Source organism: Capnocytophaga sp. G2, from assembly GCF_035282625.1.
GTDB lineage: Bacteria > Bacteroidota > Bacteroidia > Flavobacteriales > Flavobacteriaceae > Capnocytophaga.
The window spans coordinates 72,305-88,831 of record NZ_JAYKBU010000008.1; the positions used below are offsets into that span (position 1 = coordinate 72,305).

At 37.3% G+C, this 16,527-nt stretch carries 12 protein-coding genes; 8 read left to right on the top strand and 4 right to left on the bottom strand.

The features are described 5' to 3' along the window. Window positions 1-26: 26 nt before the first annotated feature. A complete protein-coding gene (locus VJJ03_RS06195; protein ID WP_009746032.1) occupies window positions 27-1,484 on the bottom strand; it encodes a sugar-binding protein in 1,458 nt (485 codons plus the stop codon). Between the two features lie 546 nt (window positions 1,485-2,030). Between VJJ03_RS06195 and mrdA the strand changes: the two genes are divergently transcribed. The 6 genes from mrdA (at window position 2,031) to VJJ03_RS06225 (ending at window position 11,862) form a co-directional block, all read left to right on the top strand. Beyond that, window positions 2,031-3,896 (top strand): penicillin-binding protein 2, encoded by a 1,866-nt coding sequence (gene mrdA, locus VJJ03_RS06200; RefSeq protein ID WP_009746033.1) that lies wholly within the window; start codon window positions 2,031-2,033, stop codon window positions 3,894-3,896. 9 nt (window positions 3,897-3,905) lie between these two features. Further along, window positions 3,906-5,171, top strand: coding sequence for a rod shape-determining protein RodA (gene rodA / locus VJJ03_RS06205; protein ID WP_009746034.1), 1,266 nt, complete (start codon window positions 3,906-3,908; stop codon window positions 5,169-5,171). 162 nt (window positions 5,172-5,333) lie between these two features. Then, window positions 5,334-7,487: a prolyl oligopeptidase family serine peptidase gene (locus VJJ03_RS06210; protein WP_323974462.1), complete on the top strand. Its 2,154-nt coding sequence runs from the start codon at window positions 5,334-5,336 to the stop codon at window positions 7,485-7,487. A gap of 222 nt (window positions 7,488-7,709) precedes the next feature. Further along, complete coding sequence (locus VJJ03_RS06215) at window positions 7,710-9,854, top strand: prolyl oligopeptidase family serine peptidase (protein WP_323974464.1); 2,145 nt, start codon at window positions 7,710-7,712, stop codon at window positions 9,852-9,854. Window positions 9,855-9,950: 96 nt separating this feature from the next. Next, the gene (locus tag VJJ03_RS06220; protein WP_323974466.1) at window positions 9,951-11,246 is read left to right on the top strand and encodes an NAD-dependent succinate-semialdehyde dehydrogenase; all 1,296 of its coding nucleotides are present in this window, start codon (window positions 9,951-9,953) and stop codon (window positions 11,244-11,246) included. Window positions 11,247-11,439: 193 nt separating this feature from the next. Then, complete coding sequence (locus VJJ03_RS06225) at window positions 11,440-11,862, top strand: lipocalin family protein (protein WP_323974468.1); 423 nt, start codon at window positions 11,440-11,442, stop codon at window positions 11,860-11,862. Window positions 11,863-12,256: 394 nt separating this feature from the next. Here VJJ03_RS06225 and VJJ03_RS06230 read toward each other — a convergent pair whose 3' ends face one another. From VJJ03_RS06230 to VJJ03_RS06240, 3 genes are read right to left on the bottom strand one after another with little or no spacing between them, the layout of a single operon-like run. Beyond that, complete coding sequence (locus tag VJJ03_RS06230; RefSeq protein ID WP_323974470.1) at window positions 12,257-13,417, bottom strand: GlmU family protein; 1,161 nt, start codon at window positions 13,415-13,417, stop codon at window positions 12,257-12,259. 1 nt (window position 13,418) lies between these two features. Then, window positions 13,419-14,546, bottom strand: a complete 1,128-nt coding sequence (gene ribB / locus VJJ03_RS06235) for a 3,4-dihydroxy-2-butanone-4-phosphate synthase (protein WP_009746041.1) — start codon at window positions 14,544-14,546, stop codon at window positions 13,419-13,421. Between the two features lie 36 nt (window positions 14,547-14,582). Then, on the bottom strand, window positions 14,583-15,050 hold the full coding sequence (locus VJJ03_RS06240; RefSeq protein ID WP_009746042.1) for a hypothetical protein: 468 nt from the start codon (window positions 15,048-15,050) through the stop codon (window positions 14,583-14,585). 163 nt (window positions 15,051-15,213) lie between these two features. On the opposite strand from VJJ03_RS06240, the gene VJJ03_RS06245 reads away from it, so the two are divergent. Then, window positions 15,214-15,624 carry a BrxA/BrxB family bacilliredoxin gene (locus tag VJJ03_RS06245; RefSeq protein ID WP_323974472.1) on the top strand — a complete coding sequence of 137 codons (411 nt, stop codon included), beginning with the start codon at window positions 15,214-15,216 and terminating at the stop codon, window positions 15,622-15,624. Window positions 15,625-15,683: 59 nt separating this feature from the next. Next, a complete protein-coding gene (locus VJJ03_RS06250; RefSeq protein ID WP_040358434.1) occupies window positions 15,684-16,526 on the top strand; it encodes an ion transporter in 843 nt (280 codons plus the stop codon). Window position 16,527: the final 1 nt, after the last annotated feature.

Genomic DNA, 16,527 nt, shown 5'->3' on the forward strand with positions numbered 1-16,527 from the left:
TGGTTATGAACTTATAATCTCTTCACTTAACGATAATATTCAATAATACGTTCTGTAATAAAAGTAGCCTTTCCATCTGTATATTGAGTAAGCTTTGTCCAGTTATTATAATTATCCATCTTATACTGTTGTATAAGTTTAGAGGTAAGTTCTCCTTTGGTATTATAAGTAAGAGATTCTATAAGTTCACCTGTAGCATTGTAAATAAACTTTATAAGGAAAGCCAAACTACCATTTGAATTAAGTCCTTGTTGTTCTATTTTCTGTCCCTTTTCATTATATTTATAGATATTTTTCTGTATCAATTCCCCATAAGTGTCATACTCAGAACGTTCAGTCAAATTATTTTTACTATCAAAGGAATGTGTTGTCCTTTGAATCACTTCATTATTTTTACCATAACTTACTCTATCTATTTCATTACCCCTATCATCATATTTGTAAGTGTATCGGAATAAGGTTTTATCTTCATTATCAATGCTTCTCACTTCTATAATCTTTCCCTCTTTATCATACACATAAATATCTTTCACCCAAAGATTTCTTAAATTATCATATTCATTTGTAGACAAGAGTTTAGGATTGGGGAGTTCTTCATAAGAGAGCCTTTTAGGAGTATTTTCAAGAGCCTCTTTGCTGGGATTTTGAGCGGCTCCTTCATTTAGTTTACTTTTCTCTGAAGATGCATTATAGACAAACACTTCTGATCGATTACCTTTATTATCATAAGAATATCTAAATTTCTTCCACAAAGCACCTTTTGCAAGTAATTCATTTTCTATAATTTTATTAATTTTCTCAGGAGTTATCAACTCTGTGAAATATTCTTCTTTAGTAATTTCCTTTCCTTTCTCATTATATTTCCACGTACATTTATAAGCTGTCTGATGATTCATTGTAATAAGCTTTTCCAAAAGATTTCCTTCCTGATCATACTTATAAGATTCTCTACTAAGAAGTATTCCTTGTGTATCAAAGTTATCCTTTTCTATTATATGTCCTTTATTATCATAACGATATACATAACGCCACAAGAGGACTCCTTTATCATCATAAGATGATTCCTCTGTTTTCTGACCTTTCTTATCATACCGATAAGCTACACGTCCTATGAGTCCTTCCTCTCCTTCTTCAAAGGATTTTAATAGCTTGGGTTCTGTCTTTTTAAGGAGAGTTTCTTTCTTTACATCATTACCTTCATAAACATAATTCTTCGTATACCAAAGATTTCCATTAGTATAATAGGCTATCCTCTCAGTAATATTACCCTTTCTATCATAATGGGTAAGCAGATTATCGGTTCCTTTTGCCACACTTCCTTTTCCATAGTGTCCCCCTCCTTTGTCTAAGGCTACATAAGTAGTTGTACGAATGCTCTTTACAAGTCCATTAAGAGTACTCTTATAGTCCTTTTTAGAATTTTGAGCAATAGCTACCATTATCCCTGATAAGGAAGCTAAAATAATTTGTTTTGTTCTTAACATCTTAAAATATAAAAATAGTTCTTTTCAATATCTTATGTGCTTTTAATGCACTTCAAAATCAAACCATTTTTCATATTTACTTTTGTGGTTTTTAATAACTTTCAGGTTAGAAAATGGAATATAAATAATTAAATTTTTTAAATCCATTTTAATTTATTTTGACTCTACAAAATTACAAATTATCTTTAAATTTTACAATACTTTTAAAAAACATAAAAGTCCTTTATTAAGTATTATTTTTCAAATCACTTTATAAAAGCTTACATATGAATAAAATATATCTTAATTCAAATGTGAAATTTAACTTTTGATAACAAAGTAAGCGGAATTATATAAACCAATTGTTAATTTAGACATAAGCAATTAATATAGAATATATTTATATAATTATTTTTATTGATAGATAAATTTAATAATTTTAATATTATTTCTATTTATTATTAATTTCTTTCTTAAGTAATTCTTTCAAAACAAAAATTCTTCACAAAAAACAATAGTTTTCAAATATAATGCTTATTTTTGCAACCTTAAATAGCTCTTATAATAATGAAAAAAATATTCCTTCCTTTAGTTATCTGTGTAGGAACATTATTTTTGTTGGCAAGACTTTTTTATTTACAAATCATTGTTAAAGAAAAAACTAAAGACAACATTGCCAGTGATGTTGCTATACAAGTAGAATATGATTATCCTCAAAGAGGATATATATACGATAGAAATGAGAAATTATTAGTTACTAACCAGTCTGCTTATGATATTATGGTTGTTCCTCATGAAGTGAAGGCTTTAGACACTTTAGAGTTTTGTAATCTGGTAGGTATTAATATAGAACAATTCAGAGAAAATTTAAAAAAAGCTAAACAGTATTCTTATCGTAAACCTTCTGTTTTTGTGAGCCAATTATCCAAAGAAGAATACGCTCCATTACAGGAAAAATTACGCAAGTTTAATGGTTTTTTCGTACAAAAACGTTCTCTTAGGCATTATGAGACCTTTTGTGCGGCAAATGTATTAGGGTATATTAGTGAAGTAAATGACTGGGAACTAAAAAATAATCCTTATTATCTTGCGGGAGAAATTATCGGAAGGCAAGGAGTTGAAAAACAATATGAGGACTTTTTACGCGGCAAGAAGGGAGTTCGCTATCTGCAAAAAGATAAATTCAACAGAGTAATAGGATCCTATAAAAATGGTATATATGATACCCTTCCTGTTGCAGGACAATCCTTAGAACTTACCATTGATGAGAGCTTACAAGCCTATGGAGAAATGCTTATGCAATGTAAGCGTGGCAGTATTGTTGCCATTGAACCGGAAACGGGTGAAATATTAGCTTTAGTTTCTGCTCCTTCTTATGATCCTAATCTTCTTGTAGGGCGTAAACGTTCGGAAAACTATACTCTACTGTATAATGATTCCATAGCAAAACCTCTTTTTGACCGTGCTTTATTGGCAGAATATCCTCCAGGATCCACTTTCAAACCTTTCACAGCTCTTTTAGGATTACAGGAAGGAGTCATGACTCCACAAACTTTAGTAGCCTGTAATGGAGGTTATCATTATGGGTCACGAGTGATGAGATGTCACCACCATCCTTCTCCCTTGGATATGACCCATGCCATAGCCAATTCCTGCAATGCTTATTTCGCATACGAATACCGAAGAATTATTGAGAAATACAAGACTCCTTCAGAAGGGATTACTGCTTGGGATAATGATCTGAAAAGCTTTGGTTTTGGAGAATTCTTAGGAAGTGATTTCCCAATTGGTCGCAAGGGATACCTTCCTGATGCTGCTTTCTATAATCGTCAATATGGAGAGAACCGATGGGCAGCTACCTATAACATCTCCAATGGTATAGGACAAGGAGAAGTGTTAGTTACTCCTTTACAGCTTGCCAATGCGCTGGCAGCCATTGCTAATAAAGGTTATTTTTATACTCCTCATGTGGTAAAAAAGATAGATGGGAAAGTAACCCCTTTCACTCAATATACAGAGAAGAAACATACTCGAATTGACCCTAAATATTTTGATCCCATTATACAAGGAATGAATTTAGCCTATACGGGAGGAACTGCGCGAGGTACCAAAATAGATAGTATTAATGTAGCCGCTAAAACAGGTACCGCTGAGAATTATATACGTATTAATGGGAAACGTATGCAGCTGACTGACCACTCCATATTCATGGCGATGGCTCCTGTAGAAGCTCCTAAAATTGCTATTGTAGTCGTTGTAGAGAATGGATACTTTGGTGCTCGTATTGCCGGTCCTATTGCTTCATTAATGATAGAAAAATACTTAACGAAAAATGTAAAAAGGAAAGAACTTGAAAAACAAATGCTTGAAAAGAGTTTAGAAGAGGAATATGCAAAACCTTATTCAGGACTTCCCTTTTCTATTAATAAATAAGAATATGCTATGCTAAAATATCTTGATTGGATAAGTGTCCTATTATATCTTGCTTTAGTGAGTATCGGTTGGGTATGTATCTATGCTACTGGATACAATGAAACTTCAGCAAATCTGTTAGATTTCTCCCAGCACGCTTCCAAGCAATTATTCTTTGTTTGTACTAGTGTGATTCTTATTCTCTTCATTTTAGCAATAGAACCTCGTTTTTATGAGAATTCAGCAGAGATTTTCTATATTATTGCTATGCTTCTTTTAGCTGGAGTTCTCATTTTCGGAAAAACAATTAATGGAGCTAAAGCTTGGTATTCATTAGGTCCTATTACCATACAACCTGCAGAGTTTGCTAAAACCGCTACTGCCCTTCTTTTTGCCAAACACCTAAGTTATTTACAAACAAATATTAGGTATTTCAAAGACTTACTAAATGTTTTACTAATTATCTTAGTTCCTTGTGTTCTAATTATTCTTCAGCCTGATCCTGGGAGTACCCTTGTATATGGTTCTTTCATCTTCGCCCTCAATCGTGAAGGGATGAGTTCTTCTTTTGTATTCATCATGTTGCTGTTTTTAGCTGTTTTCTTAACAACTTTAAAATTTGGAGTAGGCAATACCATTACTTTTTTTACCTTTCTAACCTCTCTCTATGGTTATTGGGTCAAAAAGCGCAAGGGGCATTTTCCATATAAGAATATGACTCTTTTAGTTATTTTATGTATTCTTACTTCCTTTTCAGCAAATTTCATATTCTATAACGTATTCAAACAACATCATAGAGACAGATTCAGCCTTTGGCTTCGTTTGGAGAATGAGATTACAGATAGCGAGACACTTAGGCAAACTGTAGCTTATAATACCTTACAAGCAGAGTCAGCTATTTCATCAGGAGGACTTTCAGGGAAGGGATTTCTTGAAGGAACTCTTACCAAAGGCAACTTTGTTCCAGAACAACATACTGATTATATTTTCACTACCTTAGGGGAAGAATGGGGACTCTATGGGACTTTTACAGTAACCTTACTCTTTGCCTTCCTCTGTCTTAGAATATGGTACTTAGCTGAAAACCAAAAGAGCAAATTTTATCGCATTTATGGTTATTGTGTTGCTTCCATATTCTTCTTACACTTTTTCGTAAATATAGGAATGGTCATAGGTATAATGCCTACCATCGGAATTCCGCTTCCTTTCTTCAGTTACGGAGGTTCAGGTTTATGGGGATTTACCATGTTATTATTTATCTTCTTGAGATTGAATATGGACAAAGAAAGGCATTAATTTTTTCAATTTTTTCTTAGATATTTTAGAAAAAAAACGTAAGTTTGTTGCATTCTTTTGAGAAAGTTTTCTTTGTTAGATTCATATTACCTTATCATAGGAAAATGAATTTGGAGAGAATTTTACCCAAATGTGCTTACAAAATATTTAATTATTATATCTATGAGACGTTTTTTTATTCCGTTGGGTTGCCTGCTTGTCCTTTCGGCTTGCAATAACAATACCAAGAAAGAAGAAGAAACTCAAGAAGCCTGGGAGAAGTTCACTTATCCTGAGACCAAGAAAGAGAATGTTGAAGACACTTATTTTGGTGAAAAGGTAATAGATCCCTATCGCTGGCTTGAGGATGATCAAAGCCCTGAAACAGAAGCTTGGGTAAAAGCACAGAATGCTGTAACCTTTGGCTATCTTCATTCCATTCCATTTCGTGACAAAATAAAGGCACAAGCGGAAAAAATGTGGAATCATGAAGAACTCACTGCTCCTTTTGATATAGGAGATTATACCTATTATTACAAAAATAATGGTTTGCAAAACCAGAATGTACTCTACCGCAAGGACAAAGAAGGAAAAGAAGAAGTATTCCTTGACCCCAATACCTTCGCCGCTGATGGTACCACCTCCCTTGCCGAGGTAAATTTTTCCAAAGATGGTTCCTTAGTATGCTACCTTATTTCAGAAGGAGGTAGTGATTGGCGCAAAGCTATTGTACTTAACACTAAAACCAAAGAACAAATAGGAGATACTATTGTAAACATTAAATATTCAGGAGGATACTGGTACAAAAACGATGGTTTCTATTACTGTAGTTATGATAAGCCCAAGGGAAGTGAACTTTCTGAAAAAACTGATCAGAATAAGCTTTATTATCACAAATTAGGTACTGCTCAGAGCCAAGATAAACTTATTTTCGGAGGTACTCCTGAAGAAAAAAATCGTTTTGTAGGGGGATACGTATCCAATGATGAGAATTACTTAGTTATTCGCGGAGAAGAAACTACCTCTGGAGGAAAATTATGGATCAAAGACCTTAGAAAAACCAATAGTCCCCTGATAAATATTCTTAATGACTATTCATCTGATACTTTTATCCTTTCCATCAAAGGAGATAAAATATACCTACAAACCAACTTAAATGCTCCTAATGGAAAAGTAGTCGTAACTGATGTTAAGCATCCTACTCCTGAGAATTGGAGGGATGTTATTCCTGAAACAGATAATGTACTTACTCCAGTAGTTGCTGGAAGATATATCTTGGCTCACTATATGAAAGATGCCATTTCTCAAGTAAAACAATATGACTTCGAGGGCAAACTCATCAGAGAAATCGAACTTCCTTCCATTGGTACTGCTGCCATAGATTCCGCCGATGAAGAAGATAAGGACACCTATTTTACCTTTGAGAACTACTATACTCCTCTGAGCATCTACAAACTACATTTAGAAAGTGGAGAAACAGAACTTTATTGGACTCCAAAGATGGATTTCAATCCTAATGATTTTGAATCTAAGCAAGTATTTTACACTTCTAAGGACGGTACCAAAGTACCTATGATTATTACCTATAAAAAAGGAACTCCTTTAGATGGTACGGCTCCTACTACCCTTTATGGATATGGCGGATTTAACATTAGCTATACGCCTTGGTTTGCTGTTACTTATGCGGTATGGATGAATAATGGAGGTATCTTTGCTGTGGCTAATATTCGTGGAGGTGGAGAATATGGTACCAAATGGCATGATGATGGTACTAAGTTCAAAAAGCAAAATGTATTCGATGACTTTATTGCTGCCTGCCAGTACCTAATAGATAACAAATATACTTCTAAAGAAAAACTTGCTATCAAAGGAGGCTCTAACGGGGGCTTACTCATTGGAGCGGTGATGACCCAGCGCCCTGATCTTATGCGTGTTGCCCTTCCTTATGTAGGGGTAATGGATATGCTTCGTTATCACAAATTCACCTCAGGGGCAGGTTGGGCTTATGATTATGGTACCTCTGATGACAGTAAAGAGATGTTCCAGTACCTAAAAGGTTACTCTCCTGTTCATAATGTAAAAGAAGGTACTTGCTATCCTGCAACCCTTATTTTCACAGGAGACCATGATGACCGTGTAGTACCCGCTCATAGCTTCAAATTTGCAGCTCAACTTCAAAGTAAACAATCATGCAAAAATCCTGTGTTCATCCGTATAGAGACAAATGCAGGACATGGAGCCGGAACTCCTGTAAGCAAGATTATTGACCAGATGGCAGATTGGCAATCCTTTGCTCTTTGGAACATGGGTTATAAAGATCTCCCCAATAGCAAATAAACAAGAGGTAAAAGGTAGAAGGGAATAAATATACTACTTTTTACCTTTTACTCTATACTTTTTTCATATTAGATTACATTTCTAATATAATGATATGCAATATATTTTCCTATTTTATCAATATTACTAATTTTTATTAAGTGTCTTTCAAAAAATATTCGTAAATTTGTAGCAGTTAAACAAAATTTTGAAAGCTAACAGAACATTTAATTTATTATATCTATGAGACGTTTTTTTATTCCATTGGGTTGTGTACTCGTTCTTTCCGCTTGTCACAACAATACCAAACCTACTGAAACGAAAGAGATGAAAGAATTCAATTATCCTCCCACCAAAGAACAAGTTGTAGAAGATGATTACTTTGGCACTAAAGTAGCCGACCCTTATCGCTGGCTCGAAGATGACAAAAGTGCCGAGACGGAAGCTTGGGTGAAGGCACAGAGTCAATTCACTGCTGATTACCTCAATACAATTCCTTATCGCAAGACAATTAAAGAACAATTAGAAAAACTTTGGAATTATGAGAAGTCAGGTGCTCCTTTCGTAGAAGGAGACTATACTTACTACTATCGTAATAACGGCCTGCAAGACCAGAGTGTCCTTTATCGCAAAGATAAAAACGGCAACGAAGAGGTATTCCTCGACCCTAACAAATTCGCTGCTGACGGAACAACTTCCTTGGCGAGTATCAACTTTTCCAAAGATGGTTCCTTAGTATGCTACCTTATCTCAGAGGCAGGTAGCGACTGGAAAAAGGCGATTGTTCTCAATGCCAAGACCAAAGAACAAATAGGCGACCCCATTGTAGATGTGAAATTTGGTGGTGGTAACTGGAAAGGAAACGAAGGCTTCTACTATTCTTCTTATGACAAACCAAAAGGTAGTGAACTCTCTGAAAAGACCGACCAGAATAAAGTATATTACCATAAGTTAGGCACTTCTCAAAAAGAAGATGTACTCATCTTCGGAGGTACTCCTGAAGAAAAGAACCGCTATACCGATGCTTATGTAACCGATGACCAGAGATACCTTATTATCTTTGGTGCTGATGCTACTTCTGGTAATAAGCTCTTCATCAAGGACTTGAAAAATCCTAAAGCACCTTTGGTAACAATCCTTAACGACTATTCTTCCGATACTTCTGTGATTGATGTCAAGGGAGACAAACTTTACCTCTTCACTAATCTTAATGCACCTAACGGGAAAGTAGTGGTTACCGATGTAAAGACTCCAACTCCTGAACACTGGAGAGACCTTATCCCTGAAAATGAAAATGTATTGGACATCACCACTGCAGGCGGCTATATCCTTGCCAAATATACCGTAGCAGCCCTTACCGAAGTAAAACAATATGACTTCTCAGGTAAGTTCATTCGTGATATTAAACTCCCCTCCATAGGAGTAGCAGGTGGATTCTCTTCCAAAGATGATCAAAAAGATACTTATTTCTGGTTTACCAATACTTATACTCCTACAAGTATCTACAAACTCAATTTGGAAAGTGGGGAAACTACCCAATACTGGAAACCATCCATCGCTTTCAATTCAGATGAGTACGAGTCTAAACAAGTATTCTATACCTCTAAGGACGGTACTAAAGTACCTATGACTATTACTTACAAGAAAACTACCAAACTTGATGGTACTGCCCCTACTCTACTTTATGGTTATGGCGGATTCAATATTATTACTTATCCCTATTTTGGTGTAAGCATCGCAGTATGGATGAATAATGGTGGAATATATGCCACTGCTAACATCCGTGGAGGTGGTGAATATGGTAAAAAATGGCATGACGACGGTACTAAGTTCAAAAAACAAAATGTATTTGATGACTTTATTGCTGCTGCTGAATACCTTATCAAAGAGAAATACACCTCTAAAGAGAAATTGGCTATCAAAGGAGCTTCCAACGGAGGTCTATTGGTAGGAGCCGTGATGACCCAGCGTCCCGACCTAATGCGTGTTGCTTTTCCTGATGTAGGGGTAATGGATATGCTTCGCTATCACAAGTTCACTGCAGGCGCAGGTTGGGCTTATGACTATGGTACTTCCGATGATAGCAAAGAGATGTTTGACTATCTACTCAAATACTCTCCAGTTCACAATGTAAAAGACGGAGTATGCTATCCAGCTACTATGGTTTCCACTGCCGACCACGATGACCGTGTGGTACCTGCCCATAGCTTCAAGTTTGCCGCTGAGTTGCAGAAAAAACAAGCCTGTAAGAATGTCCCTGTTATCATTCGTATAGAAACTAATGCAGGACATGGAGCAGGAACTCCTATAAGCAAATCTATTGAGCAACATGCTGATGAACAATCTTTTGCACTTTGGAATATGGGATATAAGGAACTACCCAAATAGTGAATAATGAATAGTAACAAGTAACAAGTGATAAATGACAAATCTCTCTAATTTCCGAAGAGATTTGTCATTTGTTTTAACCAAACCATTACAAAGATGTTAGAAAAATCCCTTACCATCGTAAGCGAGATGGAGAGCGCTTACCATACTTGGAGAATGCAATCCTTAGCTTTAAGAAAAGAGACTATCAGCCGTATCAAGAAAAAGCTCTTGAGCCATACAGAGAAGTACGCCAAGGCTATTACCACTGATATGAATAAGCCCTTAGCACAATCCATTGCCGAGGTTAAGAAGTGTGCAACCCTCTGTGATTATTACCTAACTCATATTGATGATTTTCTCCGCCCACAACCCTTACAGAGTAGTTGGACAGAGAGTTATGTACGCTTAGATCCCTTAGGAGTACTCTTGGCCGTCATGCCGTGGAACTTCCCTTTTTGGCAAGTATTCCGTGTAGCTATTCCCAACCTACTCTTGGGAAATGTATTGGCCGTAAAGCATGCCTCCAATGTCCCTACCACGGCTGCCTTGTTGGAAGAAGTCTTCCTTGATGAGAGCTTAGGTTTTCCTATCTATAAGAACTTGACCTTGCCCAGTAAACACGTAGAAGCCATCATTGCTCACCCTGCTATCAAAGGTGTTACCCTCACCGGAAGCGAACCTGCAGGTAGGTCAGTGGCACAATCTGCAGGTAAGTACCTAAAGAAATCCGTCTTAGAACTCGGTGGCAGTGCTGCCTTTATCGTATGTGAAGATGCCGACCTTAACAAGGCCATTGCCACAGCTGTCAATGCCCGTATGCAGAACGCAGGACAGAGCTGTATTGCTGGTAAGCGCATCTTAGTGCAAGAATCCATCGTCGAGGAATTTACAGCCGCCTTTACCGAAAAGGTCAAAGCCCTCAAGCAAGGCGACAAGTATGACCTTAATACCGAAATAGGTGCTATGGCACGGGAAGACTTGGCTATAGAAATAGAAGAAATGGTCAAACAGAGCCTTTCCGAAGGCGCTACCCTACGCTGTGGGGGCAAGCGTACAGGTGCTTTCTATGCCCCTACTGTCCTTACTGGTGTTACTCCTACCATGCGAGTATTCAGGGAAGAAACCTTTGGACCTGTAGCAGTGATTACTACCTTCCAAGATTTTGAAGAAGCGATTGCCCTGAGCAATCAATCTGATTTCGGTTTAGGAGTATCCATTTTCTCCCAGAATGTAGATTTTGTAAAATCACAAGCCCCTCGCTTTGACGAAGGAGCAGTATATATTAACGAAATGCTCATCAGCGATCCGCATTTGCCCTTTGGCGGTATCAAGCACTCAGGTTATGGTCGCGAACTCTCTCATTTTGGTGTATCAGAATTTGCCAATATCAAAACGGTAGTAGTGAAGTAAAGACATCTATATTTGGAGTATTCTTTTATATTTCTACTAATTTTGTCCTCTTTTTCTTCATGGTACGATCCTTTAAGTTCACATCAACGGAGTGATACATTCTATTAGGGAAAGTTTGATAAATATTTAACAATACTATAAGGTAATAAGAAAGGTAATATTGTATTTTTGCATCATTGAATTAATAAAGCAAATGGGAAATATTTTTAAAGCCGTTTTAGTAGCTATAGCCTTCTTTGTAATGTCTTGTGGAAAATCAGATAATTTTGATCCTAAAGACCTTGTCGGTAGTACTTGGTATTTAGAAAGTGTAACTTTTGGAGATACCTCCTATCACATTAGTAATTGTGCTAAGGAATCAAAAATAGTTTTTACAGATACTGAATATACCAAAACTGAATATGCAGGAACAGATGGTAATTGTACCCCTTCTAATAAACAAGTAGGTACTTATACCATTTCGGGCAATGCTATTTTAGTTAAATACGGATACAATTCCAATACTAATGCTGAACCTAAAATAACTATATCAGGGAAAAAACTTACCCTTTCTGAATATAAAAAAGGGAATACTGGTAAAGAAACTCCTTTAATAAAGGTTTTTGTAAGGCGATAGAAAATATTCTTTTATAAACTAAAAAATCAATTCCTCTAAAGAATATTCAATTTCTTTAGAGGAATTTTTATTTAAAAAAACTTCTTTTAGTTTATTTGTTATCAGGAAGAGTTTTTTGGCTTTTTATAATTGAAAAGTTACCAGATGGCACAATAAGATTAGAATAACAAGGGGGCACACAAAATAAAAGTATTATGAAGCGATTTTTTATATTCCTAAATGTATTAGAGTTGTTATCTCTTTGTTTTTTCCTCGTGTTTTCGCTATTTTTCCTTTCTGATTTTGGAGAAACAGCGATAGGAAAAGTATTTCATGATTATTTAGGAGGCAGGACTGTAGGGTACTCATAAAATCTCCTTGTAAGTTTTGTATACCTACAAGGGGATAATAATACCTATTGATTATCAAACAACCACTGAAGTATATGCTGTTCCTTCTCGTCAAAAGTGATACCTCTACGTGCCATAACACGCTCGGCTACCGCAAAAGCCTCGTCCAAACGGTATTTCTCAGAGGAGGTACCCCAAGCAAAGTTAGGTATATACTTGCTCGGAAATCCTGCAGAGAAAAGATTAGCAAAGACCCCTATGGTAGTACCACTGTTGAGTTGGGTGTTAATAGCCGTTTTGGAATGGTCACCCATCAGTATCCCACAGAATTGCAAGCCTGAAGAAGTATAGTCGCCCTTCTGGTAGTCCCATAGCTGTATAGTATTATAGGTATTCTTGAGGTTGGAGACATTGGTATCAGCCCCCAAGTTACACCATTGCCCCAGTACGGAATTGCCTAAGAAACCGTCATGCCCCTTGTTGGAGTAACCCCAAATAACCGAGTTGCTTATCTCACCGCCTACCTTACTATAAGGACCTATGGTAGTGGCTCCATAGAGCTTAGCCCCCATATTTATAGTAGCATGCTGGCAGAGGGCGATAGACCCACGCAAGTGGCTGCCCTCCATCACTTCGGCATCCTTGCCTATGTAGATCTTTCCTTTCTGACAGTTGAGTGTGGCAAACTCTACCTTGGCACCTTCCTCTATAAAAAGATTTGCCCTGTCTCCCAAAAAGCCATTCGTTGGTGAAAGAGGTGAAGAAGTTCGTCCTTTAGTAAGTAGCTCAAAATCAAAATCTATCGTCTTATCGTTATAAGTAAAAAGATCAGTAGGTTTTTCAAAAAGTAGCAAAGGCTCTTCCCACTCTATAGGAGGTATAGATGAAAGTGTAATACTTTTTCCCACAAAAGCCAACATTCTCCCTTGATAAGTAATAGCCTCCCCTACCCTAAGAGATCTTAACTGTTCTAAAAGGCGGGACGTAGGCAAGAAATTAGCATAAATAGAGAGGGTATCCTCTTCCGATACCTCTGTATAAGGGTACTTTTCTTGGAGGTAATCCGCAGTGTGGTAAGAGGCTTGTGTTATTCCCAAGAGCCATTTCCAGCGCTCGGCAAAGGTCAAGATACCCGCACGCAACTCAGCCGATGGGCGGGTAAAAGTCAAGGGAAAGAAATCCCCTATAGTGTCTTTGTCCCAGAAAAGAAGTTGTTTTATTTTCATCTTAATAGCTTACATAGTCTACAATTTCCAAGCCATAGCCCGACATCCCTACATAGTGAGAAGGTTCGGAATTGGTAAGGAGTTTGATTCGGGAAATGCCAAGATCTATCAGAATCTGGGCACCTATTCCTATATCTTTCATCTGAGAAGTAGGAGTTTGCGAAGGTGCTGGTTTCCCTTCCTGAGCAGCCTTAATGGCTTGGATACGATGAAGGAGATTTTGAGAATAGCCCCCTTGGTTGATGACAATAAAAGCACCCTTGCCCCCAGCGTCTATCTGCTGGAAGATACGATTGAGTTCGTTGTCTCTTTTACGCAAAAGTTCCAAGATATCATTGCTAATAAAGTTGGCATGGATACGAGTGAGCACTGCTTCATCCTTACTCCAAGTTCCTTTAGTGAAAGCCAAATGAATCTGTCCATTAGTAGTTTGTTCGTATGCACGTAGGCGGAATTGTCCAAAGTCGGTATCTATAGAAAAGTCTTCTCGCTTTACAATAAGGCTATCATGACGCATACGGTAGGCAATCAAGTCCTCTATGGAAATAATCTTAAGATGATGTTTTTCAGCCACTTTCACGAGTTGTGGTAGGCGAGCCATAGATCCATCTTCATTGAGAATCTCAATGAGAATCCCTGCAGGTTTCAGTCCTGCCAAGCGTGCCAAATCCACTGCTGCTTCGGTGTGACCTGTACGGCGAAGTACCCCACCTTCCTTAGCCTTAAGCGGAAATATATGTCCTGGGCGACCAAAATCCTCTGGCTTTGTCTCAGGCTTTACCAGTGCCTTAATCGTTTTAGCGCGGTCAAATACGGAAATTCCGGTAGTACACCCCTCTCCCTTGAGATCTATAGAAACGGTAAATTGGGTATGGTGTAACACAGTGTTGTTCTCCACCATCATATCCAATCCCAATTCCTTACAACGCTTCTCCAACAAAGGTGCACAGAGTAAACCACGTCCGTACTGGGTCATAAAGTTGATCATTTCGGGAGTTACCTTTTCAGCAGCAGCGATAAAGTCCCCTTCATTTTCACGGTTTTCGTCATCTACCACGATGACGATTTTCCCTTGTTTGATGTCCTCAATAGCCTCTTCTATGGTATTGAGTTTTATTTCTTGGTTCATTAATTTATATTTATTTTGTTGTGAAATTTTCTTGAATTACCACAGTCTAAGATCATTACTGCTTTCTGCATTAGAGAGATTAAGCACCAGCGTAAAGGTCAGCCCTTTGAAGACTGCATCGTGGCGGAAAGGAATTGAATACCCCACATAGGCCTGATGAATATTGAAAAAGGAAAAACCTATACGTGGCTGGATGGCATGGGTATTGAGCGAGGCACCCAATCCTAAGATAATAAGGTTACACTCGTACCCTATCTCTGGTACTATTTCCATTTTGGACTGTTTCCGCCCGTCCTCAGTAAGGCTGTTCTGTGAACCCAAGTGCACTCCTGCATAGAGCGAGCGGCTTACCCAGTTATACTCCGTATTGAGAGACACCCCTACAAAACCCAAGTTATGGGAACGATTGGTATGAGTAAAGGCTGCCCTTCCTCCCCAATACTCAAAATCCTGTGCTCCAACCCACAAGGGTAGAAACAACAGAAAGAAAAATAGCTTCCTCATAAAATCTCATTTAACAGATTTCTTAGGCAAAAGTACAATTTTTTTTCTAATTCTACACGTTTTGGTATAGATTATTTCTTGGACAAAATTAGTCATTAATCATTAACCATTCATCATTATTTTTCGTATCTTTGCCCCACGAATAAAAATAATACTAAAAATTATGTATCCACCTGAGATAGTAGCTCCTATGATAGCGGAGCTTGAAAATGTAGGCTTTGAATCACTCCACACTACAGAAGCTGTAGATGAGGCTATTAAGCGCACTGGTACTACCCTTGTGGTAGTGAATTCGGTATGTGGCTGTGCGGCAAGGAATGCCCGTCCTGCAGTTCTTTTGAGCTTAAACCACGCTAAAAAACCCGACCATTTAGTAACGGTTTTTGCAGGCTTTGATACAGAAGCTACTGCACAAATGCGGGATTATATGCTTCCTTTTCCTCCTTCATCTCCAAGTATTGCTCTCTTCAAAGATGGTGAATTGGTTCACATGCTTGAGCGTCATCATATAGAAGGTCGTTTCGCAGAGGTAATTGCTGAGAATTTGGAAGCTGCTTATGATGAATATTGTTAAGTAACTCAAGATTAAGTCCAATGGAAAGAACTTTCCATTGGATTTTTTATTTATTTCAGATGAAAAAACTGTTAAAATCCAAATATGAACTTCTAAAAGAAAAGGCTTTTACCATTATTTATGGGAGAGATACTTTCTTAGGAAAACTATTTGACCTTATTCTTCTTGGATTTATTCTAATAAGTGCCTTTTTAGCTATTTCTGAGAGTATACAGAGGGTGGACGATAGGATACACACTTTATTAGTTGTTTTGGAATGGATTATTACCTTCTTTTTCTCCATAGAGTACCTATTACGTATTATCTGTGCACCCAACCAAAGAAGATATATTTTTAGTTTTTATGGTATTATTGACCTAATTTCTATTCTTCCTATGTACCTTTCATTCTTCTTTGAAGAATCCAAATTTCTTTCTATTATTCGTATTCTCAGGTTACTACGTATCTTTCGTATTTTGGATTTGGTACAGTTCACCCAACAGGCAAATGAGCTAAAAAGAGCCTTAAAGAGTAGTCGAACCAAAATATTTGTTTTCATCTATTTTGTACTAGTGCTTTGTGTGATTTTAGGAGCTCTTATGTATATGATAGAGCCTCATGACAAAGCATTTACCAGTATTCCTCGTAGTATTTACTGGTGTATTGTAACACTCACCACCGTTGGCTATGGCGATGTGGTGCCTACTACTACCTTCGGACAAATTATGGCTTCCATCATTATGATATTGGGATATGGTATTATCGCTGTTCCTACGGGCATCGTTACCTCTGAATATACTCGCATGCGAGAGAAATATAGTATCCACAAAAAATGCCCTCATTGTGGGGAAGACCACCTGCCCAAGGATGCTGTTTTCTGTCACAAATGTGGGGAGAAACTTTCTCTTCATACCGAAAAGTAAT